Here is a 26,713-nt window from a genome sequence, read left to right as displayed (position 1 = left end):
GGATAATGAACAATGGATAATGACCCCTCCTTAAAAGAAGAGGATTGAAATTAAGGAAAATCTTTTTTAATTTCTTCGTAAACGAAGAGGTCTTAGACCCAATTAATCAATTGTCAATTATCAATTATTAATTATCCATTGATAAGCATTTTGGGATCGCCGAAACCCTTGATCGTAGGGTGGGAATTGTCCACCATCCTCATCTGAGCGTGCCATTCGTATTAAGTTACAATATTAGCGATCGCGAGCTATAGCAAGGTTGTCATGAGTCAACTGCAAACCAAACTACCAACCGATACCTGGGTCAATGCGACTTGGGATGAATACCTTCAGGCAATCAGTGATCCAGCATACGAAAAAGCGAAAGGCTACTACTATAACGGATGCATGAGGCTAGAGATGTCTCCACTTGGTAACCCCCATTCTCGTGATCACCTTATCGTTATTCACGCCGTCTGCCTCTTTGCAGGACTCAATCAGATTGATTTTGATGGTCATGATAACTGCACGTATCGTAAGACGGGCTGTGAGGAAGCCCAACCGGATGTCTCGTTTTATGTCGGTGACAACGCGGAAGTAGTACCTTGGGAAGCGACGATTATCAATCTCGATACCTACCCACCCCCGGATTTAGTCATTGAAGTTGCCTATACTTCTTTAGCCGATGACAAAGGAGAAAAACGTCTCCTCTACGAATCCTTGGGAGTTCGGGAGTATTGGATTATTGATGTAAAAAATGTTCAGGTTATCGCCTTTGAGATTCAAAATGGCGGGAGTCGGCGAATTTACCAATCTCAGGTGTTTCCTGGTTTAGAGATTTCTCTATTAGAAGAAGCGTTTCGGCGTAGTCGGCAAATGAATCATGGTAAAGTGAGCGCTTGGTTGTTGTCCCAGTTTCAAGCTTGAGTTATTCTATCGTTTATCGTCCCAAGAACGGCTCATTGATTGATGCTGGTTATGCTATTCCCATTTCGCTGCTGACTCTGGAACTATGTCATACAGTGACTTCAAAAGTCTTGATCAAGCGGTTTCTAGCCTGGAATTAACTGTTGAGGATATTCCTCATTTTTTTAGTCAGGTTACCCCGATTGAACCTTCCCAACGCCTTCAGGAAACCTTAGAAGAAAACTTAGATTTAGCCGTAAGTATTAGTACAGAAAAAGCTCGTTCTGAATTAATTATTACGCCAATATTGTTGGAGATAAGGCGCAGATTTCAGAACAAAATTGGTTATTTTTCGGGAAATACGTTTAATGTTGATGACGCTAAAGGTTTAACGGGAGCTTGTGATTTTATGTTAAGTGCATCCAGCAATCAATCACTGGTAACTGCTCCTGTCTTAACCTTAGTTGAAGCCAAAGATAATGATATCCGCATTGGTTTGGGACAATGTGTGGCTCAAATGGTTGCCGCCCAAATATTTAACACTCGTAATGGACGAGAACAGCAAGCGGTGTATGGCGCTGTTTCAACCGGAACGAACTGGAAGTTTATACTGTTAGAAAAGGATCGGGTAAAAATTGATTTGACTGAATATTTTATTCCTCAGTTAAATCAAATATTAGGTATTCTATCGGAACCCTTTAGAATTTATTTTGAGTAATCCAAAGGATACCCAATAAGGTGCGATCGCGCACTGCGGTTTCACTCCTGTAGGTTGGAATGTTACTCTAGGGTTGTATAGCAATCGTTGAGGGAACAGCCGTGAGCCAAGTTGTAACGCTAGAACTTAGTGATGAAGTGTATGCAGCCTTGAAGCGACAAGCTGACAGTGCTGGTATCTCCCTATCCGAATGGCTCGCGATCGCTCTCGAACTACAAAGCGGTTTACCGAGTCAACAGAAAACTCAAGCCGAGAAAGAAGCTGCGCCTCAAGAATTCCCTAGCCCCAGCTATTCTGGAGCTATTGACGTAGGCTATCTGACAGGATCTGACAATAGGGGCGTTGATGCTGATTTGGTTGGTTTATAGCCAAGATATCGCCAAATAATACCCTCTTCGTAGCTATTTTTAACCGAATTCCACGCAACTTGATGGGCTTGGTTATCATTGAGTCCATCGCGAGATGCGCTATTATAGGCAGCACAGAAAATCTGTTGAAAACGTTTACGCTGATCTGACCAACGCTTAAGGCTATATTTATTCTCACCCGCTAGGACTAACGCCGCCGTTCCCCCATCACCCAAATCCGCGATCGCTTGTTTGTTACAGATTTTTACATTTATAGCCAAATCTTCATTCTGTGTCGCCTATGAATTTAGCTGCTTATAGATTGATTCGAGCAGTTTGTCAAAGACGACTTGTTTAAACTCCTGGTTGTTCATCACCTCCATAAAGATCTTCTCATTCCCCTCCATGCGTTCGATGAAGAGGTTTTCAAGCTGTTGGTCGAGGACGGGGGCGAAGTTTTCTTTAGTATTGACCTGGGCGGCTTGCTTGAGGTGGTTGTTCGCGATCGCGGTTTCGGTGATTTGCTCGAAAAAGAGTTGATCAGCGGGGGTGAAGTCTGTACCAAAGCGTTCGTTGAGGGAGTCGATCAGTTGAGAGAGGGGAACCTCTTGATCCGGTTGGCGTGTCCCTACTGCGGTTGCACCTTTGAGGGGTTCGGCTTCGCCTTCGTTGAGGTCGATTTTGCCTTCACTGATTTTTTCCAGGCGATAGAACTTCATCTCGATATCCCCTGATAGGTCTACGTTAGGCGCATCGGTACTGCGGGGGAGTTTTTTCAGGAGGAAGCGACTATAAGCATAGAGTTTTTCTAGGTCGGAATCTTGGTAGGGGATGATTTGGGCGAGGAAAAGGTACAAATTACGGAAGCTGGTGAGTTGGCTTCTAAATTGGTCTCGTTCGGCTGCTTCTAGGGTTTTGTATTGGTTGATAATGGGGTCGAGTAGGGTATTGAGCTTTTTGTGTTCTCCTCCGGTGAGGGAGTCTTTGGGGCGGAACCAGATTTCACACCATTGGTTAACATTTTCTTGGCTAAAGAGTCGCCATTGATAGAGTTGGAAGGCGAGGTCATTCAGGTGTTGGGGGTCAGCCGTTTCGCCAATGGGGGTTTGTTCGTAGTAGGGTTTAAAGGCTTTGTAGATGTCTTCGGGTGGGTTGACAAAATCTAGAACGAAGGTATCTTCTTTTCCTGGGGCGGTACGGTTGAGGCGGGAGAGGGTTTGCACGGCTTGGACTCCAGCAAGGCGTTTATCGACGAACATGGTATGGAGGAGGGGTTGGTCAAAGCCTGTTTGGAATTTGTTGGCGACGAGTAGCAGTTGGTAGTCATTGCTGGCGAACTTGTCTGGGATTTCGGTGGATTTGATCCCGCCATTCATACTCACTTCGGTAAAGCTTTCGTTAGGGAACTCTTTGAGGGGGACTGAACCGGAGAAGGCGACGAGGGATTTAATGTCGGTGTAGCCTTTGTCTTTGAGGTATTGGTCGAAGGCGAGTTTGTATTTAACCGCCTGTTCACGGGATCTGGTGACGACCATCGCCTTAGCCCGACCGCCGATTTTATGGCGGGTATGGTTGCGGAAATGTTCAACGATGATTTCGACTTTCTGGGCGATGTTGTGGGGATGGAGTTCGACGAAATGGGCGATTTCTTTGGCGGCTTTGCGCCGGGGGAGGTTGGGGTTAGTTTCTGAGCGGTGTATTAACTGGTAATAACGGGCGTAACAGGTATAGTTGGCGAGTACGTCTTTAATAAAGCCTTCTTCAATGGCTTGGCGCATGGTGTAGAGGTGAAAGGGCGCTTGTCCGGTTTCTCCGGGTTCATCGAAGTGTAAGAGGGTGCGTTGTTTGGGAGTGGCGGTAAAGGCGAAGTAACTGAGGTTGGGTTGTTTGGTGCGAGTGAGTTGGGTTCGTAATAGTTTTCGTTGGGCTGCTTCGCTGAGGTCATCATCGGGTTCATCGTCGAGGAGTTGGTGGGCGATGGCGGCTTCAATCCCATCGTTGTTGAGGATTCCTCGAAGTTCGGCTGCGGTTTCTCCACTTTGGGAACTGTGTGCCTCATCGACGATAATGGCAAAGCGTTTGTCTTTGGTGGTGATGGTGACGGTTTTGCCTTTTTTCTCTAGGGTTTGGATTGCTTGGGAAATAAAGGGGAATTTCTGAATGGTGGAGATGATGATGGGGACTCCTGCACCCAGGGCTTTGGCGAGTTGTTGGGTGTTTTCATCTATTTTGTGAACGACTCCGGTTTTATGGTCAAATTGATAAATCGTGTCTTGGAGTTGTTGGTCTAATAGTTTGCGATCGGTGATAACAATGACGGTATCAAAGATTTTGTCATCTTGGTCATTGTGGAGGTTGGCGAGGCGATGGGCTAACCAGGCGATGGAGTTGGATTTTCCTGACCCGGCTGAATGTTGAATTAGGTAGTTATGTCCTGATTGATGGTGTTTGGTGTGGGCGATGAGTTTCCGCACGACATCGAGTTGATGGTAACGGGGGAAAATTAGGGTTTCTTTGGTTTGATATTTGATTCCGGTGGCGGTGGGGATTTGGATTTCTTGGGTTTCTAGGTGGAGGAAACGGGCGAGAATGTCTAAAATACTATCGCGTTGGAGGACTTCTTGCCAAAGGTAACTGGTGCGGTATTCTCCGGGAACATGGGGATTCCCGGCGGCGTGGTTATCGCCTTTGTTGAAGGGGAGAAAGGTGGTTTCAGTTCCAGCGAGTTTGGTGGTCATCCAGACTTCTTCGGTATCGACGGCGAAGTGAACTAAGCAACGTTCTTTGAAGCGAAATAGGGGGTCTTTGGGGTCTCTTTCGGTTTGGTATTGGTGAATGGCGTTGCGGTAGGTTTGTCCGGTGAGTTGGTTTTTCAGTTCGATGGTGGCGATGGGTAAGCCGTTGAGACTGAGGATAATATCGGGAATTCCGTTGGTTTTGATTGTGAGTTGGCGGGTAACGGTGAGGCGATTTTTATTGTAGAGGGTGATGGTTTCGGGGTTCATCCCGGTGTTAGGTTGGAAGTGGGCAACTTTGAAGGTTTTACCGTAGCATTTGAAGCCGTTACGGAGGACATCAAGCATTCCCCGACTTTTGAGTTCTTTGGTGAGGCTGGCGATTAGGATTTTTTGGGCTTCTCCTGGGCTGGTGCGAGTCAGTTTTTCCCATTGTTTCGGTTGGGTGGTTTGGATAAAGTTGATAATCTCAGGGTGGAAAAGGGCGGTGTCTGGGTCGTAGTTTTTTGGGTTTCCGGGGTGATAGCTGTAGTGGTTGAGGAGTTCTTGTTCGATGATGTTTTCAAAGTCTTTTTCTTGGTGCATGGTATTAAATTAGTCGAGGTTTAGGAAGTCTCTGGGACTGATAATTAAGTTTTGATATGGGGTTTGAGTTTTGAGGGAGAGTAAGTCTTTATCGCCTGTCAATAAAAATTTGGCTTGAATTTCTAGGGCTAATTCGAGAAATTTGTTATCGTCTGGGTCGCGACAATCGGTTATTGCTAATGTGGTTTGACTGAATTGACTGTTATTGCGGATACTGGCTAGAAAGTCTTCTCTCCTTTGGTTAGAAATATATTTATCAAATTTAGGTTTATAAATCCGTTGGGCGAGTTCTTGGTAGGTTTGGTCGGTGTGAACTATCGTAAAGTGTTTAATGGCTTTGCTAAAGGCTTGATATGCAGTTCCATTCGGGCTAAGAACGGCGCTGATAAATATATTAGTGTCAATAACAATTAAGTCAGGATTCATCAGCTAACAGTTCTTCTAGAATTTCGTCAGTTAGTCCTTTGGCTTGCGCTTCCTGACCAATTTGTTGAAATAGGGTTAGGATGTCTTCTTGTTCTTCTTCGACGGTTTCGATGGTTAAATTAATGGTGGTGTCTTGGCTTATCCCCAAGCGTTGCAGTGCATCAGGGATATCACTAATTTTGATTTGTTTAAGGGTTTGTTTCATTGTTTCTAAAGTCCTTTAAATAGGAGTATAGCTTTTTTAAAGTTTGATGTCATCTAGGGGTAATACAGCGCTTTGCGCTCTCCATAAAGTACAGTAGATCAAAGTCCCCCTTTTTAAGGGGGATTTAGGGGGATCGACAATGTACCGCATAGCAGAGCAAACTGCTGTAATCCTTCGTCAACATCGGGGAATTCTTCGTCTAAGGGTTCGAGGGTGGAGAAAACTTGGAGAATGGATTTCTTTTGATAGGGTTCGATAATCAGTTTGCCATTTTCTTGACGGATGGTAACGTCTGTGGTGTCTAGGTTAAGTTCTGGGGGAATGGGTAGGGTTTGGGTGTTCCCTTGTTGGATGAGTTTAACGTGATATTCGGTGGTCATAGGGGTTTCTAGGGTTGAGGAATGGGGACTTGGCGCACGTCGATTTTGCCTGTTACAGCGTTGGTGATTAGGGCGGTGCGGTATTCTTTTAGGAGGTCAATGGCTTGTTTTATTTTTGCTTTTTGTTGGTCTATATTGGTTGTTTCTTTATCTAGGAAAACTATAATTTGTCCTTGTTCTTCAGGAGGAGCTATAACTGTAAAAAGGTTACTTATTCTTTCTACATTTAGATTTAACTGAGTGTTTAAAACAGCAGTCTGTAAAAACTGCTCTCTCATTGAAGTGAAGACATAATACAAGAACAATACGCTCGTCTGTTTAGATGGAACAAAACCGACAATGCTATCAGGGAAACAACCATTAAAGTCTAATATTGCCATATCACCGATATTGGCAGCAATTGTCATTACGAGTGTTCCTGATGGGAATTCTTTACTTACTGCATAGCCATTTTCATTTAGTGTCTGACTATATTCTGTAATAAATTTATTAGCATTAGCAACATCGCCAGTTTGAATAAAAGGATATTCGCCATCATAAAGTTTTGGGTCATTTCTTGGTCTATGGGAGAACTTCCCTCGCAAGATTTTTGTTAAATGTTTTACTCTCAAAACCTCCCAATGTGCAGGGATATCACCTAGCCACTCGATGCCAGAATCTTTCATGGGGACGGTTGGATCGAGTCCTTTGGTGACAGCGTGGCTGATGAGGGCGGTGCGTTTTTCGTCGAGTTTTTCGAGGAGGGCTTCTTTCTTGGAAATGAGGGCATCTATTTGGCTGGTTTTGTGGTCGAGAAATTGTGCGATCGCATCCTGTTCTTCCAATGGCGGTAAAGCTGCCCAAAATTCTTTTATTTTGTCTAAGTGCAAGTTCGTAACAGTATTTGATTTAGCACCAATATTAATTTGAGTTTCTGTTAATTTACCTAATAACGAATATTGCAAAAACTCACTGCTGATCTTTTGTTTAATCACTTTAATTAAGCAGAGGCTCACAAATATACTAAATTCAAAATCCCAATCAACAATTCTAGGAACTCCTATCGTTCCATTTTTAGAATAAAGCAAGTCCCCTTTTTCTGGTTTGCATCTAATAGATAATGCTTCGTGTTCTTCTTCTGGTATAAATTTAATATTATTCATATTGATGGAGTTACTACCTGCTTGAACAATATCAGTAACTCTTAGAAAAGGAATTCCTTCGCTCACATACGTTGGAGTAAAATGTGCGCCATCAATAATTTTATTAGTTATATGTTTTAGTCGAACTGCTTCCCAATGTTCGGGAATATCCCCCAACCACTCAACACCAGAATCCTTGTACTGTTCATAACCCTGATACTGTCCCATTAACCTTCCTCCCAATCCTCAATATTTAACCCTCAGTATCTAACAAATCTTTGAGAGAACTATCAATCATCAAACACCCCAATCAAATCATCATCAAGGCTATCATCTACCCCCAAGTTATCAACTTCAATCGGATCATCTGCACAGCAACCATATAAATCGAGTAACCCCGAACTATGAAGCATATTATTTGGCTTCAAAAAATAATTTAACTCCCCCTCAGATGCAAACGTTCCCAACTCCTGAAACTCCTCAAAATCAATCAGCCCTTCCCTAAATGCTTTCAACACCAATTGACGGAGAATTTCTTGCGGTAAATCTCTCCATTTATTTTGTACCTTTGCCGTTAACTTGTCCGGTAAATTAACCGTTATCTGCATAATGTTAGTCTCCCTTAAATTACTCCATATCGAGAGGGTTAAAATCTAAAGCTGACCTAGACCCACGGCGCACAGAAAGAATATAAACAAACTCCCCTTTAACTGTAAAAACAATGCGATATCGACTCTTGGATTTTCCATAAAGAAGCTGTCTAATCTCCTCTAAAAAATCATCATTTTCCCTGGCTAAAGCACAACGTCTTGGCTTTTCTTGTAAAGTAGCGATGGTATCCATCAAATCTCGAAACCATTGGTCTGCATAGGCAGAATTATAGTCTTTTAACCAAAGATAAGCCGACTCTATTTCCTCTTTGGCATAACGAGTCAACTTAATCTGAAATACCATGTTTAGCTTGCATCTCAGTCACAAAACTTTCAAGGGATTGAGTCTCACCCTTGTCAATATCTGTTAATCCCCTTTGAATCGCCACCAGAGATTCTAGATGTTCGATGGTATCCAATAACTTCTGATAAGCAGTAGCATCCTGTACAACCACTTCTGCTTTCCCATTTACTGTCAAAACAATCGGATTTCCCGTTTCCTTCATCTGTTGAATCAGGTCACTGGTATTGCGCTTAAAGGTGGAAAGCGATTGAATATCCCGCCCTAAATGAATCATCCCGATCAGCCTCGCACTAAATTTGCATCTTATTAAGATCTAATTTACACTACCTCCCCCAACATCGCCATAATATCCGCCTCTAAAGACTTAATATCCTCCTCAATCGCCGCCAAGGGGCGAGGAGGCTGATACACATAGAAATGCCGATTCAAGGGAATCTCATACCCTACCTTCGTTTTATCAAAATCAATCCAAGCATCGGGGACATGAGGTAAAACCTCCGCCTCCAGATACGCCAAACAATGGGCTTTAACTAATTTATTTAACCCATCTAATCCCGTTTTCCCATCATACTCCAACGGTAAAGGTAAAGGGATATCCTCCGGTAAAGGCACAATCTCCGTATCCCGTAAACTGGTATCCGGTTCAACGTTTCCCTTGCTATCCCGACAGATTTCCGCTTCTGGGTCAGTTTCCCCCAATGCTGCTAAAATCGCCTTTTTAACTGGACTTTTCAGCTTTAATCCGGCTTGTTTTAAGACCTTTTCCATGTCCTTAACAAACCCATCACGGGACAAATAAAGTTTATTCCCATCCATGCAATACAGTGCAGCAATGATCTCCTTTTGTAAATCTTGCCCCATCTCAATTTCAAGCTGCTTCCCCTTCTCGTCTTTGCGCTTCTTACTGGTTGCCAAATTCTCAAATGCTGTTTGTTCCCACAGTCGCGCCAAGCGTTCCTCACTGACTTGAAAATTCAGCCGTAAGGGACGTTCTACGGTAATCTTAAGAAAACCAAACTCCCGATTATCAAAAACCTTAGAACAAACCCGTTCTTGGCTTTCCCCATCAATCTGCACCTTACTTATCCCATTATGCTGATAATCCCCATAAAGTCGCACCAGTTCCGCGATATGGTCAGGGGATAACTCATTTCGCTTATTCCCCAGACTCTTTTTCATCTTCTGATAATGGTGCGTCCCATCAATTAACTGTACCTTCCCTTTCCGGTGGGATGCTTTCTTATTCGTCACTAACCAGATATAAGTAAAAATTCCCGTGTTATAAAACATCTGATCCGGTAACGCCACCACTGCATCAAGCCAATCATTTTCGATAATCCAACGGCGAATATTACTCTCCCCACTCCCCGCATCCCCAGTAAATAAAGGTGAACCATTAAACACAATGGCAATGCGTGACCCATCTCCCTTCTTCTCCGGTGCAGGGTACATCTTAGAAATCATGTGCTGGAGAAACAACAGCGACCCATCATTAATCCGGGGTAAACCTGCGCCAAAGCGACCCTTAAACCCCAGGGTTTGATATTCAGACTCGATGAAATTTTGCTCCGGTTTCCACTCCACCCCAAAGGGCGGATTAGCAAACATATAGTGAAACTTCTTATCGCTATGACCATCGTGGGGAACAAAGTTATTACTCTTTTGCTTGGCGTCTTTGAGTCCTAATGTGTCCCCATAGACAAGATTATTAATCGGTTCATCTTTAATCAGCAGGTCAGAACAGCAAATGGCGTAGGATTCGGGGTTATATTCTTGCCCAAATAATGCCAAATTTGCGTCCTGGTTTTGCCGTTTAATATATTCCTCGGCTACCGAAAGCATTCCGCCGGTTCCCGCCGTGGGGTCATACACGGTACGGTAAATCTGTGGTTGAAAGACAACCTCTTCCTCACAGAAAACCAAATTTACCATCAGGCGAATCACTTCACGGGGGGTAAAATGGTCTCCGGCTTCTTCGTTAGCTTGTTCGTTAAACTTCCTCACCAACTCCTCGAACAAATAGCCCATTTGCAAGTTCGAGAGGTGCGCCGGAGATAAATCTACATCCGGACTCGCGATCGCTTGCATGACTTCATAGAGGCGATTGGCTTCATCGAGTTTCTGAATCTGCTTGTCAAAGTCAAACTTATCGAAGATGTCCCGCGCCAGGGGAGAAAAGCCATTAATATAGGCGCGGAGGTTATCGGCTAATCCTTCCGAGTCCCCCAAAAGCTTCTTAAAGGTAAACTCGCTGAGGTTATATAAAGGCTGTTGGCGATTCTCCCCGATCGCAACTTTCGCGATCGCCTTTTCAAACGCCTCCCCCGTCAACACGTTCTCATACTTGCTTTTTGCGGCTAAAACGGCTTCCTTGGTGGGTTCTAGGACAGAATCAAGACGACGCAGCACAATCATCGGTAACATCACCTGACGATATTGAGGGGGGCGGTAGGGACCTCGGAGTTTATCGGCGATACTCCAGATCAAGCCGACTAACTCTTGATGATTGGCGTTTTGTACGGTAGTCGTCATAGAGGTTTAATAGGGTTGTTTTTTATTGTGCCAAGTTTCTAGGAATGGGTCGCGAATAAGATGCTTACATGACAATGATTTTAAGGAGAATGTCACTGACTGGTATGCTGGTGGGCAATGCCCACCCTACGGTATATCAAAGGTTTTGGCGATCTCCTAATCCAAATTTTCAGTGCCATTCATTTTAAGGATGATCAATCTGCTTTTACTCAAAACTTTTACGCTGATCTGACCAACGCTTAAGGCTATATTTATTCTCACCCGCTAGGACTAACGCCGCTGTTCCCCCATCCCCCAAATCCGCGATCGCAGTTAGTGATGTACTCCCATGGGTGGAAAATTCACTGTAGAGTAACGCCCCCTTCTCCGAAAATATTAATGTCCGGGGTTTATATTGCTGCTTGTTCGTTTCCGGGCGTTTGATATTCAGGGTTTGGCTGGTACTCGATAGATCCTCATACAGGGTTAAAACAGCTTCCGATTCATTATTCCCGGTCAAATCCAGAGGCTGTACTAACCAATGTCCGATCTCTTGCAGCATCATCGGAATCGTGGGTTCGACTTCGGGCGATCGCTTGCCGCTTTTGACCAATTCCTGCCACAGTGTTGGTAAAATCGCCGCTACCCATTGCGGCTGAAGTTGGTTTAAATCGGATAAGCTAATTGAACCCGGTTCTAGCCAGCGCATCGCCGTTTGAGAATATGCCATAGGACGGCTATTTTCTTTGCTAGGTAAGGCAACTCCTGCGGCTAAAAGCTGGATCACACCCTCTCGATAGGACACCGCTTGGACAGTCGCGAAGATAGTCTCCTGACGTCCCTCCGCCGACCAGACGGCGATTTGCAGGCGCGGATCAGTATCTAAGCCGAGATATTGCCAAAGACGCTGAGTTGGGGCGACAGTGGGCAATTGCAAGTCTCTAAATGGCGTTTTACGCCAGCGCTGACCATCATTAAATGCAGCAACTTCTATCTGATACCAAACCTGTTGGGGTGCTTTTTGGAGAACTAGGGATTGGGGATTAGGGATTGAGGATTGGGCGGTGAAAGATACAGGAAATGTTGCTGTACGATTTCCCACTTCCGGTTGTCGCCAATCTTCGGGCTTGACAGTTTCAATCGATTGTGCTGTCCCGACAATTTGACTTAAATGAGGGATGATGGGTGGGATTTGGGCTAACGCGACATCCAGAGAATCGAGGTAAGCATAAATCTGGGCATCATTATCCGGTTGAGGCTGATCGGATTCTGATTCAGGGGGTGGGAGTTGCTGCAACCAAGAGATGGCTTTAGCCCGCCCTTCTTGGGCGGCGAGAATTAAAGCCCCCCAGGTTTTTACGGTGCGATCATTAGGACTAATATTTAGGGCAGCTTCTACCCGTCGCCATAATCCCTCTGTATCGGTTTTGAGTAAATTGGCAATGTCTTGGGCGGAACCATTAACGGCGGCGGTTTGAAATACCTGCAAGGCATCTGTCCACCGTCCATCAATGAGATAGGCTAGAATTTGTTGTCCTTGACTTGCCCAAGTTTTGTTGGCTTGTGCCTCGGTAAATTGGGCATGAAGTCGAATCACATCCAATTGCGCTTGGACTGTCGCCGACTCATTGTTTTGCTTGTCTTGTTGCAATCGTCGATATGCCCAAGACCATAACCCATTCCGGGCTAACATTAAGGAATTGCGATAGGTGGGACTATCGGAAGCCAATGTATTCAGAGAAATTTCGGTTAATTGAATTGGATTGAGCAGAAACTGGCGAGGTTGAACCTGGTACACCTGGAATTTGGGTTCTAAACCCACCGTTTGATTAATCACTAATTCTGGGGTTGATTCACCGGTGACTTGTTGCCAATAGGGTGGACTATCCGTGGGACTTTGCCATTCCAACAGAATACTCAGGTGCATTTGTTCGGGGTTGTAATGGAGTATTTGTCCGTAAGTTTTCGGGGATTCATCGGTGAGGCGAACTCCCCAAAGGTTAAACCAAAGTCCTGTGGCGGGGGCTTTATTTTCTAAAGGGTTAAATTGAGTAAAGGCTAGGGAACGAGACGCACTCCCATCAATCGCGTCGGTGGAGGAAAGCACAAAATACTCTTCTGGTTCGTTGATGGCTAGCTGAGTGACCAGTTGGTAAGCGAGTTCTGTTTGCTGGAATTCGACGGGTTGATAGAGTCTCAGTTCGACAATTTTTTGGCAATTGGTTTGACAGTTCGGCTTAGATTTTAAGATGGGTAATAAAATAGGGGTTTCTCGATAGGGTTCCCCTGTATTGAGGGATACAAGTTCTCCCGCAATTAACCCATTTTGGCGCAACTCGTCGCGTATCATTGCCAGGGTTTGCGGCGGTGAAGCATCAGCGATGGGGATGTTTGTCCATCCGGGTAAGATGCGATTCAGCCAGATCGCCGCATTGGGATCAATCATCAGGCGAATCCCTAGCCATATTCCCCCAGTAACGATCGCACCCGTGGCGATTAATGCTGCGATCGCACCTAATGCGACTAGACAGCCATTAGCTGAGGATTTTTTCTGGACTCGTCGTCGTTGGCGTCTCTTTGTGACTCCGGACAATCGCTTTCCCCTTTCACCTGCTGACCTATTATCACCGATCATCGCTGCACTGAATTAGTGATTGTGTACCCCTAAAGCCAATGGCAATACTATCGTTTTCCAGACTAATCCGGCTACAATTAATTCCAGACCAACCAACCAAATTTGTTGTTCCACCCAAAAGGCTAAGACGAGACACCCGGCTAATCCTACCCCAGCTATCCATTTGGGATACAGTCGTTCTTGGGTAGATAGCCGTAGGGCAGACAGGTTGGTAAGGGCATAATAAACCAAAACGGTAAAAGCGCTAAATGACCAGGTTGTTTTGACATTACCAATCAGAACCAACGCCGCGATCGCAACTCCAATACAAATCACTGATATATAGGGTGTGGTTCCCGCAGCATTCAGACGCGCTACAATTCTGGGCATATCCCGACGACGCCCCATAGCCAATAGTACGCGAGATAATCCCAATATCAGGTTTAGCAATACGCCTACCATCGCCGTCATTGCACCGAGGGCGAGTAATGGGGGAACGATGGGAATCCCAAATTGGCGAGAAGCGACTTCCAAGGGGGCGGCGTTTGATTGGGTAGCGGCGCTAAGGGTATCCACACCAACAGTTCCCACACCCACGGCGGCGATTGCCATATACAGGATCATGGTGACAATCATCGTTAAGATAATCGCGATCGGGATAGTGCGTCGCGGTTGATGCACCTCTTCTCCTAATGTGGCAATCCGACCATAACCACTATAAGCCACAAACATTAAGGCGCTGCCATGAAGTAAAGACGCGATCGCACTTTTATCTGGGGTGTCGGTGGGGAAAAATGGGGTAAAATTCCCAGGGGTAATGTGAGGTAAACCCGTGATAATAAACATCATCAGCGAGAGTAGGGTAATAGAAACGATAATTAGGTTAGTTAGGTTAGAATGGCGAATTCCCCCTAAGACAATTAGCGTCAAGATAACCACTGTAACCAGCGCCAGGGGGACTAACCATTGATTCGCATCCAGACGCAACGCATTTAACAAATAACCCGCAAACCCCAAAGCTGCTGTCGCCGCTGATGCTGTTTTCGCCAAGAGGAACAGCCAACCAGCGGTAAAGCCCAGCCAAGGGGTAAGATAGCGATAACCATATTCATAAGTTCCCCCACTAACGGAATTATTCGCCGCGAGTTGGGCGCTACTTAATCCATTACAGGCGGCGAGTAAGGCTGCGATCGCGACGGCTAAGATTACCGATGTTCCAGCGACTCCGGCGGCGATACCAATACTGACAAATACCCCGGTTCCCACCATCGAACCCAGTCCGACTAGGATAGCACCCCGGAGATCCAATTCTCGTTTCAGCGAGGGTGGCGCGTTGGATTTTGGCATAGAGACACTCCCCTGAGTAATCGTTATGCTGCTTATCGTACCAACTCTAATAGAGTCGAATTTATATCGAGTGATCTACGATACAAGCGACAAGAAATGTAGGGGCACCATCCTTGCGCCCAGAAATATTTTGGTGTTGCCGAAATCTTTAATATACCGTAGCCAAATCTAGGCTTGCACCCATAAAATTAGAAATCCTTTACCGTAGGGTGGGCAATGCCCACCAGCCAAATCTAGGCTTGCACCCATAAAATTAGCGCGATCGCTCACTTAATCAAGGGCGCACGTCAGTATCAAGGGCGCACGTCGGTGCGCCCCTACGCAGGGATACATGGGAAATTTCAATCAACTGTTACTCGTTATCTATCGGTTCCAGTTGTTTGAATCTTTTGTTGACTATCAACGTTGTCACTGTTATCAATAGTGTTTAACGTGGCTTCTGATTCATTTAACGACTCAATGCTGTTAATCAAATCGAATGTATTTCTAGACACTTGACTGAACGATAGCCAAACTACGGCAGTCGTGAAACTTGCTCCTATAATCACCGCTAATGGTAAAATAACACCACTTTCAGTCATCGAAACTAATGGAATGCAAATCCCTAGCATTCCCGTGGCAAAACCCCAGATAATGGCGGTGGCGGCAAGTTTAAATCCTGCTCCTTCAGTTTGACGTATCATGAGTATTTTTCACTAAGGTGTTGCTCCAACTTTCTATAGCGTTTCTCAAGTGGATGAAGTACAGCAAAATAAGCGAGAATGTATCTAAAGAAAGGACTGTGCAAATCTAGATTTACCTCACGCAAGCGAGAACCGCTATAGTTTTTTCAGGATTCAGACCAAACGAGGTAAATTCATGTTTTGGGCGAGGAACCTTAGTCTTTGATTACATATCTTATGGCATTCTTTGCGTTTCTTTGGGTCTTGGGAAAACTGATCATTACAGGCTTTTTGGCAATTATTTCTCAAGGCTGTTAAGGTGTCTCTTGTTTCAATGAGTCTTGTCAGCAACAATTCCATTTCAGGACTGATTGTATCAAGCCATTCAGTCTCGGCATTAGGTTCATGACTTATTATGTCCAATTCTGCCATGGGAACATTGAAAGAAGACATGGCAATTTTTTTGTCAGCTAGTTCGTTTTCCTCTGGCTCACTAGTATCTTTCACATTCAAGAGAAGATAGGTTAATTCTTTGGCTCTTCGGGAAATTTGAATTAATTCCTGAATGTAGTTTTGTTCTGTCTCTGAAAAGTTTTCCCAATTGGGAGTTGATAATTTTTCAACCATGACAACTTACACAAACCAAGGGTACTTTTATTAACAAAATTTAACAATTGGGGTTTTGAACCGAAGTCAGTCCCAATTGCCGTCTTAAGCTAGGATCATAGCATGCAGATTGCCAGTTTCTTGCTTGTTTGATCTGGAGAATTTTCAGACCTTTAGTATCCGTCAAATTGGCTCCTTCTAAATTAGCATCTTTCAAAACCACTTGAGTGAGATCTGCTTGGCTCAACGCGGCATTGCTCAAATCGGCGTTCAAGAGGTTAGCACCCTTAAGATTGGCATCGATTAAGGCAGCGTTTTGTAAGCTAGCGTTGATCAGTTTTGCCTTTTGAAGCTTTGCCCCATTCAGCAGAGTCTGGTTTAATTTTGCACCATCCAAGCGAGCTTTTGGTAATTTGATATCGCTGAGAAATGCACCGGATAGATTTATATTGGTGAGAGGAATACCCTGCTTGTTCAAATCCTCAAGAGCCTGGACTCTTCCGCCGCTAGCTGGTTTACCTTCACTTGCAAGAATAACACGCCAAGCTTCGTAGTTAGTCCGTTTCTGTTCGGTTTCTCGTTGTTGCACCCGTTCAGGAATTTCAATTATAAACACAATCAGTGCCACAATAATAGAAAGCTTGCTCAGGTATTCTAGAACCGGAAACAGATCCATCTTGCTCATCGATTGGTTGAGCCATTCGAGGTTTTTTTCTATACGTGAGAGTAGAAACAATAAGCGAGACTGATGCCAAATTTTGTCTTGATGCTGACGACAATAGTTTTTAAACATTTGTCGGACACTCTCTAGGGGCAAATCGCAGCGTTTGGCAACCTGAAGTAGTTCATACTCAAGATGAATCGAATCTTCAATGGGGTAAAGCTGGTCAAAATATGCGAGCAATTGTTGTAAATGTTCTGGCAAAGGTGTAGATTCATTCGTATTATTAGCATTACTTGAATCCCTTGGTTTAGGGTTGTCCATCATGTATAACCCTCTGAAGAAGAATTAATTTGAATTGGATGATGTATTTAGGTGGTAGCAAATCTTCATCCGTGTTAACTTAAAACAAAACATTCGAGTTTTTTATTGCACGTCAATTACCGACAAACTGGACTACTTTTACAGATGCAATTGTCGTAAATTACCCTTATTCTTTCTCCACCAGCCTACGCACCAACGTTGCTAATTGTTCCGCACTATCCGTTACTGCTAACGATGCCGCTTTTTCTGCCATTTGCTGGAGAATTTCCGGAGATTTGAGCAAATAGGAAACTTTACTTTCGAGTAATTCGGGGGTGAGTTCAGATTGAGGAAAAACAAGAGCCGCTCCCTTTTGGGCAAAACTAGCGGCATTAAAGCTTTGGTGATCTTCTGCGGCGTAAGGATAAGGAATTAAAATAGCTGGTGTCCCCGTTATCGCCAGTTCCGTTAACGAACCTGCACCCGCCCGACTAATGGCTAAATTCGCCCGTTGTAGTAGGGCTGCCATGTTGTTATAAAAAGGCATTTCGATATAGTGGGGATGCTGTAAAGTGGAAGCGTCTGGGTCTTTCTCCCCGGTTAAATGTACCATCCAAGCGCCCAATTCAAACCAAGTCTTAGCGCATTGACGCACGAGTTGATTCACACTAACCGCTCCTTGGGAACCGCCAACCACGACGATTAAAGGCACATTTTCGGGAATCGGTAAATCTAAGGGCTGAGGCTTCCTAAAATCAGCCCGAACGGGTGTACCAACGGTGACAGTATGGGCTTTGGGTAAATACTTCGAGGCGGCGTCAAATCCTAGCGCCACCTGATCACACAAGGGACTCAGCCAGCGGGTGACTTTTCCGGGAATGGCGTTGGATTCGTGTAAAATAACAGGCAATCCCTGTAAACGTGCCGCGACGATCGCAGGTCCTGCAATATAACCGCCTGTGGTAAACAGAGCATCAAATTGCCCGGTTTGGATGAGTCGCTGCACCTGTCGGATGGAACCCACGAGGCGTCCAAAAATGCGAACTGTATTTAGTCCCAAGGGTTTCTGAAAGCCTTCGACAGGAATCTTGTGCAGGGGATAGTGTTGGGGAATCACAGATTGTTCCACACGGTTCGGCACGCCCAGCCACTCAATTTGGTACTCTGGTAACTGTTGAGCTAGCGCCAGCGCCGGAAATAAATGTCCCCCTGTGCCACTGGCAGCAATCAATAAGCGAATTGGAGTGTCAGCCAAGGTCGTTGTTCCTCCTAAAGGCTACTCTTCTGTTGAATTAAAATCGAGAATTGGTAGTAAAGCAAGCGAATATACCATCTTATCTGTCCAATTGGAAGCCAATTTCTTTATTAAACTATTTCCTACGATGCCCCTAATGCACCATCCGGTCAATTTATTTCGTCGCGTTTCCCGTTCCTTGAGTGTACTTTTCACGGGATATAGAAAACCTCTCTCCATCCCCCCTTGCCCCCCTTTGAAAGGGGGGTTAGAGAGAGAAGGCTTTGAATTCTCCCCAGGGTGTGAAAAGTCAGGTTCCTTGAGTGCGAAAACCAAGGCGTATTCCCTGAATGGGTTAAGGATTTTGTTCTTGGCGGTGGGTTTAACTGTGGGATGGGCAACTTCGACAAAAGCAGAAGATCCAGCAACCGCCCCACCTCAGCTAAAAGAACTCCTGGCGCAAATCGATGCAGCAGCAAATCGCCGAGATGTGCAGGGTGTGATGCAGTTCTATAGCCAGGATTTTAAACATTCTGATGGTTTGACTCATGTGCAGATGGAGCAAGCCCTGAAGCAACTGTGGGAACGCTATCCCCAATTGATGTATCGCACCGAGTTACAGTCTTGGGAAAATCAAGGCGATGGTATGGTGGCGGAAACAGTAACTACCGTAACCGGAACTCAGCCAAACGGCGGTACGATGATTAAGCTTGAATCCACTTTGCGATCGCGCCAACGTTACGAAAACAAAAAAATCGTTTCCTCGGAAATTTTGGCAGAACGTTCCCAACTCACCTCTGGCGTCAATCCCCCTAACCTGCAAGTGATTCTACCGGAACAGGTGCGTATTGGTCAGTCGTTTAACTTTGATGTGATCGTCCAAGAACCCCTAGGAGATAACCTGCTATTGGGAACAGCCTTAGAAGAACCGATCAGTCGCGATCGCTACAGCCAACCCAGTGACTTTGAATTGGATTTACTATCCGCAGGTGGCATTTTTAAAGTGGGACGAGCTCCCTTAAACCCCCAGGATCGCTGGATTTCAGCCGTATTGATTCGGGGTGATGGGATGACTATGATTACTCGGCGATTGAATGTTGTGGATCGGTGATTGGCGAACATCTGATCTGGGGGTTGGGGATTGGCGAATATCTGATCTGGGGGTTGGGTATTGGCGAACATCTGATCTGGGGGTTGGGTATTGGCGAACATCTGATCTGGGGGTTGGGGATTGGCGAACATCTGATCTGGGGGTTGGGGATTGGCGAACATCTGATCTGGGGGTTGGGGATTGGCGAACATCTGATCTGGGGGTTGGGCGAAGCATTCGCGTTGAGATTTTAGTAAACAACCGATACATTTGGGCGCGAATGCTTCGCCCCTACATAAACACATGACATAAACACATGACATAAACACATGACATAAACACATGACATAAACACATGACGAATGACGAATACCGTTAATTATTATTTCTGGAGAAATCACGGTGCATCTAAAAAATCTGTTACCGAACTATATCAATGGCAAATGGTGTCCCTCCAGCGCCACGGAATCGCTTCAGGTTGTTAATCCCGCTACGGTTGATGTTTTAGCCCAAGTTCCTTTGTCGCCTAAAGATGATGTAGAAGCGGCGACGGAGGCGGCGGCTGTCGCTTTCACACATTGGCGACGGATTCCTCCGCCAACCCGAGTACAATATCTGTTTAAACTCAAGGTTTTATTAGAAGACAATTTAGATGAATTAGCCCGTACAATTACCCTGGAATGCGGTAAAACCCTAAAGGAGTCAAAAGCAGAATTACGGCGGGCAATTGAAAATGTGGAAGTCGCCTGTGGTATTCCAATGCTGATGCAGGGATACAATCTAGAAGATGTTGCCCGAGGGATTGATGAAATCATGATTCGTCAACCGGTGGGAGTGACAGCCATTATTGCGCCATTCAATTTTCCGGGTATGATTCCCTTCTGGTTTTTACCTTATGCGATCGCCTGCGGGAATACCTGTATCGTTAAACCCTCGGAAAAAGTACCGTTGACGATGCAAAAGGTGTTTGAATTATTAGAGGCGACGGGATTACCTAAAGGAGTGGTGAATCTGGTTAATGGGGCTGCTTCGGTGGTGGATGCGATTTTAGAACACCCAACCATTCGCGCCATTAGTTTTGTTGGTTCATCCCCGGTGGCACAGTATGTATACAGCAAAGGAGCCGCCCATGGCAAGCGGGTGCAATGTCAGGGAGGGGCGAAAAATCCCCTAATTGTCCTCCCCGATGCGGATATGGAAATGACAACTCGAATTGCGGCCGATAGTGCCTTTGGCTGTGCGGGACAACGTTGTCTGGCGGCGTCTGTGGCAGTTACCGTGGGGGAAGCACGGCAGAGTTTTACTGATGCGATCGCGTCAGCCGCTCAAACTCGTGTCGTTGGCTATGGGTTGGATGAAGGGGTGGAAATGGGACCGGTGATTAGCCGTGACAGTCAAAGCCGGATTGAGGGATTGATTCAACAGGGCGCTGATGAAGGAGCAAAGGTGTTAGTAGACGGGCGCAATGCCAAGATTTCCGGTTATGAGCAAGGGAATTTTATTCGACCCACAATCCTGCAAAATGTCAACCCCGACAGTTCTATTTCTCAAACTGAAATATTTGGTCCGGTGTTGAGTTTAATGCATCTCGACACCATAGAGGACGCGATCGCATTGGTGAACCGGGGTCAATGGGGCAATATGGCATGTTTATTTACCACCAGTGGTGCAGCAGCGCGACAGTTTCGTTATGAAGCCGAAGCTGGGAATATTGGCATTAATATTGGTGTAGCTGCACCGATGGCATTCTTTCCCTTTAGTGGTTGGAAAGATAGTTTTTATGGGGATTTACATGGACAGGGGCGACAAGCTGTGGAGTTTTTTACCCAGACAAAAGTTGTGGTAGAACGCTGGTTTCAAGATTGGTCACGTCAGTTCTAAAGGAACCTCAAAATAGACCTACTGGTGAAGTACCGAATGAATTAAACTATCAATCAGGCGATCGCTCTCCATTGGCATTAACTCCTTCCCATGCAGAACCTCCTGCGTCAACACGAATGCAATAATCGACCCGACAAAAATTCGGGCGCTGGCTTGAGGATCAGCAATCTTGAGTTCTGGATGAGATGCAAAGTACAGCGTTAAGGTTTCCAGGGCGGGTTTGGTAATATTGCTGACAAACACTTGCGCCAGGTGAGGAAAGCGTCCCGACTCGGCAATTACCACCCGGACAAAGGATAAATATTCTTGATCTGTAGCAATGCGACTTAGCCCAGTTTGAACCAACTGTCGCAGCACAGTTTGGGGTTCTCCTTGTAGCGGTACAGAACCAAAGACTAACTGAAACCGCCCTTTTGCCATACGCTCTATTAACGTGGTGAATAGAGTTTCTTTGTCTTGAAAATAACTATAGAGGGTTTGTTTAGACACCTTAGCAGCGGCGGCGACTCGATCCATGCTTGTCGCCGCATAGCCGTGTTTGAGAAACTCCTGGGTGGCTCCGTTGAGGATTTGTTCGGCTTTATCAACCCTACCCTTTCGGTTTGATTCGCTGTTTTTTGATCGTGACATGGTTTGGAAATGTGGTACTGCTCAGACTAGAGGGTTCCTGGTACTCGCGAAGTCAGACGTCAGCCTTAACACCCGCCAAGAACTCAAGTTCTTGGCTAAAAGCTCAAGTCAGCTAAAGCTGACTGGATAAGAGTTTGAGTCAAAAAGCTCTCGCATCCTTTGGCTTCCCCTTGCAAAAAACGCTCTCGCATCCTCTGGCTTCCCCCGTGCAAAAAAAGCGAAGTATCCTATGGCTTCCCCCTTAAAAAGGGGGACGGAAGGGGGATCTCCCAAGGGGGACGGAAGGGGGATTTCCCAAGGGGGACGGAAGGAACCCCTACTTGACTTTATCAAACTGTACAGTCTACTATAACAATATATAGACCGTACAGTTTGGTTTGATATAAAAAATTCAAATCCAGCACTCAAACGGTCGTCACCCCCTCTTATTTAATAACCCTCCCCTCGCCAGAGAGGTAAATACGATGACTCAGACCCTCTCACCCCGAGAAGAACAAGAGCAAAAAGCCCCTGAATCAGGCAAATTTGCCAAACCCAAGGGCAAACTCTCACCCCGTTTGCTCATCCCAGCCGGGTTGTTAATCGCGGGTGTCGCCGCCGCAACCTGGTATTTTTTAACTCCATCCCCAACCGATGAAACCCTGCAACTGAGTGGTCGCATTGAAGGCTACGAAACGGATATTGGTGCGAAAGTCCCCGGTAAAGTCGAGTCGGTTGCAGTACGGGAAGGGAATACCGTCAGCCCCGGTCAAACCATTGTCAGGCTGGATGATGATGAAATTCAAGCCCAACTCAGACAAGCCAAAGCCCGGGTAGAAGCGACGCAACAACAAGAACGCCAAGGGCGTCTACAGATTGATGTGCTGATGAGTCGCCTGCAAGAAGCCACCCTAAATCTACAACAAACTCAACAAAACGCCAGTGGGCGCATTTCCCAAGCCAATGCTAGCGTCGCGACGGCTGAGGCGCAACTCAGCCAAGCCATAGCCCAGTTGCAACAGACTCAAGCCGAATTAACTCTAGCCAAAACCGATCGCGATCGCTTCACCCAACTCCTCAGAGGTGGCGTAATTCCCCAACAGCAATTCGACCAAGCCCAAACCAAAGTATACACCCTGCAATCGGCTGTCGCCGCTCAACAAGCCGTGGTAGAAGCGAACCGCAGACAAGTTAACGCGGCTCAAGGGGAACTCGAACAAGCCCAAACCAGCCGACTGAATCCCGCGATCGCTCAAGCGCAAATCAACGCCCTCAACAAGCAGCTAGACCAAGCCCGCGCCCAACTCGCCGTCGCCGAGTCTGACATCAAACAAGCCCAAGCCGCCCAGGATGCGATCGCGGCTAAAATAAACGACCTTACCCTCACCAGTCCCATTCAAGGCACCGTCTTGACTCGCACCGTTGAACCCGGAGAAGTGATCGCAGCCGGTCAACACCTGATTACTGTACTCGATCTAGATGAGGTTTATTTACGCGGCTATATTCCCGAAGGCGATATTGGCAAAGTTCGGGTGGGTCAAAAAGCCAGAGTTTATCTAGATTCATTCCCAGAACAACCCCTAAGTGCAGCGGTAACCGAAATTGACACCCAAGCCTCTTTTACGCCAGAAAATATATATTTTAAAGAAGATCGCGTCAAGCAAGTCTTTGGCGTAAAAATTAGGATTGATAATCCCGAAGGATTTGCCAAACCGGGAATGCCAGCCGACGCAGAAATCCTGTTAGAGGAAGAGGTTCATTCGTAGGGGCACGTAGGGGCACGTAGGGGCGAAGCATTCGCGCCCCGATTTGTCGGATTCCTACCAAACTTTCAACGCGAATGCTTCGCCCAATCCCCAAATATCAATGAACAATAAACAATCAATTATGAACCATGAACCATCAACCATGAACCATGAATGACCACCATGTAATTCAAGTTCAAGGATTATACAAACGCTACGGCAAACTCCTCGCCGTCAAAGGCATTAATTTTACAGTTAAGCGCGGGGAAATATTTGGCTTAATTGGTCCAGATGGCGCGGGAAAAACCACAACCTTCCATATCTTAGGTGGGGTGATGGACGCATCAGGAGGACAAGTAAAAATCCTGGGGAAATCCCCGCGTGACGCCCGCATTTTAAGTGGCTATTTAACCCAACAATTCTCCCTTTACCTCGATCTCAGTATTGATGAAAACTTGCGCTATAGTGCCGGATTGCGTCAGGTTCCAGCCGATTTATTTCAGCAGCGCCGCCGCAAATATTTGCAGTTAATGAACTTACAGCAATTCGCTGATCGTTTAGCGGGACAACTTTCTGGGGGGATGAAACAAAAACTAGCCCTCTGTTGTGCGCTCATCGCTCAACCGGAGGTTTTGCTATTAGATGAACCGACAACAGGGGTTGATCCGGTATCTCGGCGGGAATTCTGGGATGTTCTGGCTACTGTTGCGAGTGAAGGTGTAACCATTGTAGTCGCGACGCCCTACCTCGATGAAGCCGAACGGTGCGATCGCATTGCGTTAATGTATGAGGGTCAAATCCAGGAAATTGGTACGCTTTCCCAATTGCGAGAGAGTCTGGGATTGCAACGACTGGAGGTGCGAACGGCGAATATTGAAGCGGCTGAGGCGGTTTTGCACGATGAGACGATACCCACTCAACAGACTTCCATTGTTGATGTGCAAACCTTTGGGGATAGACTGGATGTGCTGGTGGAAGACGCGACGGATGGAGAAGCAGAAATTCGCGATCGCTTGCGTCAACAGCAATTAGAAATAAACAGTCTTCAAATCGCTGATCCCACGTTAGAAAACGTCTTTGTTAAACGTCTGCGGGCGGCGGGGAATGAACCGGAATTCATCCCCTTTCCTCGGCACAAAGATTGTAGAGACGTAGCATGCTACGTCTCTGCTCAAGGAGGCGATGGGGTTAAAACAGGTAATCAATCATCGTCTCTCTCTGCCAATTCTATTGCGATTGGGGCGAATAATTTAAAGAAAATCTTTGGTGAATTCCAAGCCGTTAAAGGTGTTAATTTAGAAATTAAGTATGGGGAAATATATGGATTACTCGGAGCAAATGGTGCAGGGAAAACAACAACCATTAAAATGCTGTGTGGCTTAATTCCGGCGACATCGGGAACCATGTCTTTAGCCGGACAAACTCATAACCTCCGCAGTAGCAAGTTGCGGCGACGCATTGGGTATATGAGTCAAAAATTTACCCTGTATGATGATTTAACAATTATCCAGAATCTAGAATTTTATTGTGGGGTTTACGGTGTACCCCGACGACTACGCCCCACGAAAATTGATTGGGTATTAGCCACCTGTGGGTTAGTCGGAAAGGAAAATATCCTCACCGGGCGATTACCGGGGGGATGGAAGCAGCGAGTGGCGTTTGGTGCGTCGGTGATGCATGAACCGGAAATTTTGTTTTTGGATGAACCAACCTCCGGGGTTGATCCGTTGGCGCGGCGTCAGTTTTGGCGGTTTATTAATCAGTTTGCCCGATTAGGAACAGCGGTGTTAGTCACCACCCATTATTTGGAAGAAGCCGAACAATGTAATCGCATGGGGTTTATGGTGGCGGGTGAGGTGGTGGCGCAGGGTTCGCCTAGTGAAATTAAAGCCGCACAACCGGGTCAGTTGATTGAGGTGGTGACTGACCAGACGCAAAATGCCTCAAACTTACTCAAAAGTAAGATAGACTCATGGCGGGTGTCAATATTTGGCGATCGCTTGCACTTGGTTCTGGATCATCCCGATGGGGAAATTCCCCAAGTACGCTCTGTGTTAGACGATGCAGGTATTAAAATTGAGTCGTTGCGAGCGATTCCGTTTTCTCTAGAAGATGCTTTTATTGGCATTGTCCAACGCACCCAGTCACCCTCAGTCGATTAATTGGTAATATAGTCTAATCAGCAAAAATACTTAGTTAAACCAGAACCTATGACTTTTTTGCAACTTGCCGTCATTACCTGTCTCGCCTTTGTGTTGATCAAATTTAGTGCCTCTGTGTTTGGCTATGGCAATAATCGCGTCTTAAATAGCTTGGTTACAGCTATTCTCGCTATCTTTGTCACCTTTGAACTGGTGAAGCTGGTGCAGGCAATTTTCGTCAAATTAGGATAGCTCTAGGATGGGGCGGTTAAAACCGCATCTACACAAACAAAACCTGCCTTCGCAGGTTTCTAAATCCCACGGGAATCAATTAACCCCCTGTCGTCACCCAATTATAAATATACTGTAGGGGCGACCTGCCTGCATCAATGAACACCACCCATCCACTCAATTGTATCGGATCGCCCTTGACTTAAATGGCGAATGAATAGAAAACCCGCGATCGCATCCAACCCAATCCCGATAAACAAACGATATACCATAAAACAATACCCAGACTTTCACGGTATGTGGCGCAATGTCTGTAGGGGCGGGTTTCACGACTATCTTTTCGGTTGCACAAGAGATGTAACTAAACCCGCCCAGACGCTTCTTTCATCGCGTCTCTACAATAGTTTCTAGACTATTATCAGGTAATTTCTAAGCGACTACCGGAAGAAGAGAATACCCTCCGCCCTAAGATTAGAGGTGAATTGGGCAAAATCCGTGAAATAGAACCCGATAAGCAGCAGGAAAAACTATTTCAGCATCCCTATTATTGGGCGGCGTTTACGATTACAGGTGCGCCACCAGATAACCAACAATCCCCGTAGGGGCGCACCGACGTGCGCCCTTTACCAACCGACGTGCGCCCTTTACCAACCTGCGCCTAATTTAACCGCAAACTAGCGATGGTGCGTTACGCTTCGCTAACGCACCCTACGATTTTGCTT

26 protein-coding genes are annotated in these 26,713 nt (G+C 45.9%); 9 read left to right on the top strand and 17 right to left on the bottom strand.

All coding sequences use genetic code 11. The annotated features are described in order from the left end of the window. Nucleotides 1-264: 264 nt before the first annotated feature. The 3 genes from RLO19_RS21330 to RLO19_RS21320 all read left to right on the top strand — a co-directional run bounded on the left by RLO19_RS21330 (nucleotide 265) and on the right by RLO19_RS21320 (nucleotide 1,971). Nucleotides 265-906, top strand: a complete 642-nt coding sequence (locus tag RLO19_RS21330) for a Uma2 family endonuclease (RefSeq protein ID WP_446359438.1) — start codon at nucleotides 265-267, stop codon at nucleotides 904-906. An 85-nt stretch (nucleotides 907-991) separates the two neighbouring features. Continuing rightward, nucleotides 992-1,603, top strand: coding sequence for a hypothetical protein (locus RLO19_RS21325; RefSeq protein WP_446359437.1), 612 nt, complete (start codon nucleotides 992-994; stop codon nucleotides 1,601-1,603). Nucleotides 1,604-1,704: 101 nt separating this feature from the next. Further along, nucleotides 1,705-1,971, top strand: a complete 267-nt coding sequence (locus tag RLO19_RS21320; protein WP_446336118.1) for a hypothetical protein — start codon at nucleotides 1,705-1,707, stop codon at nucleotides 1,969-1,971. Here the strand turns inward: RLO19_RS21320 and RLO19_RS21315 are convergent. From RLO19_RS21315 to murG, 16 genes are all read right to left on the bottom strand, one after another. Then, a complete protein-coding gene (locus tag RLO19_RS21315; RefSeq protein ID WP_446359436.1) occupies nucleotides 1,917-2,231 on the bottom strand; it encodes a ChaB family protein in 315 nt (104 codons plus the stop codon). The two genes, RLO19_RS21320 and RLO19_RS21315, sit on opposite strands and share 55 nt — an antisense overlap. 18 nt (nucleotides 2,232-2,249) lie before the next feature. Beyond that, entirely contained in the window at nucleotides 2,250-5,270 is a 3,021-nt protein-coding gene (locus tag RLO19_RS21310) for a type I restriction endonuclease subunit R (RefSeq protein ID WP_446359435.1), read from the bottom strand. A gap of 9 nt (nucleotides 5,271-5,279) precedes the next feature. After that, complete coding sequence (locus RLO19_RS21305; protein WP_446359434.1) at nucleotides 5,280-5,696, bottom strand: putative toxin-antitoxin system toxin component, PIN family; 417 nt, start codon at nucleotides 5,694-5,696, stop codon at nucleotides 5,280-5,282. Beyond that, nucleotides 5,686-5,901 (bottom strand): hypothetical protein, encoded by a 216-nt coding sequence (locus tag RLO19_RS21300; RefSeq protein ID WP_446359433.1) that lies wholly within the window; start codon nucleotides 5,899-5,901, stop codon nucleotides 5,686-5,688. The genes RLO19_RS21305 and RLO19_RS21300 overlap by 11 nt, the downstream gene beginning before the upstream one ends. Before the next feature lie 113 nt (nucleotides 5,902-6,014). Next, a complete protein-coding gene (locus tag RLO19_RS21295) occupies nucleotides 6,015-6,281 on the bottom strand; it encodes an antitoxin (RefSeq protein ID WP_446359432.1) in 267 nt (88 codons plus the stop codon). A gap of 8 nt (nucleotides 6,282-6,289) precedes the next feature. Further along, nucleotides 6,290-7,630 carry a restriction endonuclease subunit S gene (locus RLO19_RS21290; RefSeq protein ID WP_446359431.1) on the bottom strand — a complete coding sequence of 447 codons (1,341 nt, stop codon included), beginning with the start codon at nucleotides 7,628-7,630 and terminating at the stop codon, nucleotides 6,290-6,292. 62 nt (nucleotides 7,631-7,692) lie between these two features. Continuing rightward, nucleotides 7,693-8,010 (bottom strand): hypothetical protein, encoded by a 318-nt coding sequence (locus RLO19_RS21285; protein ID WP_446359430.1) that lies wholly within the window; start codon nucleotides 8,008-8,010, stop codon nucleotides 7,693-7,695. 19 nt (nucleotides 8,011-8,029) lie between these two features. Next, nucleotides 8,030-8,356, bottom strand: coding sequence for a type II toxin-antitoxin system RelE/ParE family toxin (locus RLO19_RS21280; RefSeq protein WP_446359429.1), 327 nt, complete (start codon nucleotides 8,354-8,356; stop codon nucleotides 8,030-8,032). Continuing rightward, entirely contained in the window at nucleotides 8,340-8,630 is a 291-nt protein-coding gene (locus RLO19_RS21275; protein WP_446336109.1) for a type II toxin-antitoxin system Phd/YefM family antitoxin, read from the bottom strand. The genes RLO19_RS21280 and RLO19_RS21275 overlap by 17 nt, the downstream gene beginning before the upstream one ends. Nucleotides 8,631-8,674: 44 nt before the next feature. Continuing rightward, the gene (locus tag RLO19_RS21270) at nucleotides 8,675-10,888 is read right to left on the bottom strand and encodes a type I restriction-modification system subunit M (protein ID WP_446359428.1); all 2,214 of its coding nucleotides are present in this window, start codon (nucleotides 10,886-10,888) and stop codon (nucleotides 8,675-8,677) included. Nucleotides 10,889-11,093: 205 nt separating this feature from the next. Further along, nucleotides 11,094-13,460, bottom strand: a complete 2,367-nt coding sequence (locus tag RLO19_RS21265; protein WP_446359427.1) for a hypothetical protein — start codon at nucleotides 13,458-13,460, stop codon at nucleotides 11,094-11,096. Between the two features lie 54 nt (nucleotides 13,461-13,514). After that, a complete protein-coding gene (locus RLO19_RS21260) occupies nucleotides 13,515-14,828 on the bottom strand; it encodes an APC family permease (protein ID WP_446359426.1) in 1,314 nt (437 codons plus the stop codon). Nucleotides 14,829-15,187: 359 nt separating this feature from the next. After that, nucleotides 15,188-15,511 (bottom strand): hypothetical protein, encoded by a 324-nt coding sequence (locus RLO19_RS21255; RefSeq protein ID WP_446359425.1) that lies wholly within the window; start codon nucleotides 15,509-15,511, stop codon nucleotides 15,188-15,190. A gap of 153 nt (nucleotides 15,512-15,664) precedes the next feature. Next, a complete protein-coding gene (locus RLO19_RS21250; RefSeq protein ID WP_446359424.1) occupies nucleotides 15,665-16,117 on the bottom strand; it encodes a hypothetical protein in 453 nt (150 codons plus the stop codon). A gap of 40 nt (nucleotides 16,118-16,157) precedes the next feature. Further along, complete coding sequence (locus RLO19_RS21245; RefSeq protein ID WP_446359423.1) at nucleotides 16,158-17,084, bottom strand: pentapeptide repeat-containing protein; 927 nt, start codon at nucleotides 17,082-17,084, stop codon at nucleotides 16,158-16,160. A gap of 163 nt (nucleotides 17,085-17,247) precedes the next feature. After that, nucleotides 17,248-18,315 carry an undecaprenyldiphospho-muramoylpentapeptide beta-N-acetylglucosaminyltransferase gene (gene murG, locus RLO19_RS21240; protein ID WP_446359422.1) on the bottom strand — a complete coding sequence of 356 codons (1,068 nt, stop codon included), beginning with the start codon at nucleotides 18,313-18,315 and terminating at the stop codon, nucleotides 17,248-17,250. On the opposite strand from murG, the gene RLO19_RS21235 reads away from it, so the two are divergent. The 3 genes from RLO19_RS21235 (at nucleotide 18,305) to RLO19_RS21225 (ending at nucleotide 21,265) form a co-directional block, all read left to right on the top strand. After that, nucleotides 18,305-19,405 (top strand): YybH family protein, encoded by a 1,101-nt coding sequence (locus RLO19_RS21235; RefSeq protein ID WP_446359421.1) that lies wholly within the window; start codon nucleotides 18,305-18,307, stop codon nucleotides 19,403-19,405. The two genes, murG and RLO19_RS21235, sit on opposite strands and share 11 nt — an antisense overlap. Continuing rightward, nucleotides 19,402-19,638, top strand: a complete 237-nt coding sequence (locus RLO19_RS21230) for a hypothetical protein (protein ID WP_446359420.1) — start codon at nucleotides 19,402-19,404, stop codon at nucleotides 19,636-19,638. The genes RLO19_RS21235 and RLO19_RS21230 overlap by 4 nt, the downstream gene beginning before the upstream one ends. A gap of 148 nt (nucleotides 19,639-19,786) precedes the next feature. Then, entirely contained in the window at nucleotides 19,787-21,265 is a 1,479-nt protein-coding gene (locus tag RLO19_RS21225; protein WP_446359419.1) for a CoA-acylating methylmalonate-semialdehyde dehydrogenase, read from the top strand. Between the two features lie 18 nt (nucleotides 21,266-21,283). On the opposite strand, the gene RLO19_RS21220 is transcribed toward RLO19_RS21225, so the two are convergent. After that, nucleotides 21,284-21,895, bottom strand: a complete 612-nt coding sequence (locus RLO19_RS21220; protein ID WP_446359418.1) for a TetR/AcrR family transcriptional regulator — start codon at nucleotides 21,893-21,895, stop codon at nucleotides 21,284-21,286. Nucleotides 21,896-22,359: 464 nt separating this feature from the next. On the opposite strand from RLO19_RS21220, the gene RLO19_RS21215 reads away from it, so the two are divergent. The 3 genes from RLO19_RS21215 (at nucleotide 22,360) to RLO19_RS21205 (ending at nucleotide 26,012) form a co-directional block, all read left to right on the top strand. Continuing rightward, nucleotides 22,360-23,640: an HlyD family secretion protein gene (locus RLO19_RS21215; protein WP_446359417.1), complete on the top strand. Its 1,281-nt coding sequence runs from the start codon at nucleotides 22,360-22,362 to the stop codon at nucleotides 23,638-23,640. A 149-nt stretch (nucleotides 23,641-23,789) separates the two neighbouring features. Then, nucleotides 23,790-25,781, top strand: coding sequence for an ATP-binding cassette domain-containing protein (locus RLO19_RS21210; RefSeq protein ID WP_446359416.1), 1,992 nt, complete (start codon nucleotides 23,790-23,792; stop codon nucleotides 25,779-25,781). A 48-nt stretch (nucleotides 25,782-25,829) separates the two neighbouring features. Beyond that, nucleotides 25,830-26,012: a hypothetical protein gene (locus RLO19_RS21205; protein ID WP_446359415.1), complete on the top strand. Its 183-nt coding sequence runs from the start codon at nucleotides 25,830-25,832 to the stop codon at nucleotides 26,010-26,012. The last annotated feature ends 701 nt before the right edge of the window (nucleotides 26,013-26,713 follow it).

It is taken from the genome of Coleofasciculus sp. G2-EDA-02 (assembly GCF_040226375.1).
In the GTDB taxonomy this organism is placed as follows: domain Bacteria; phylum Cyanobacteriota; class Cyanobacteriia; order Cyanobacteriales; family Coleofasciculaceae; genus Coleofasciculus.
This window is presented reverse-complemented; position numbering and strand designations above follow the sequence as displayed.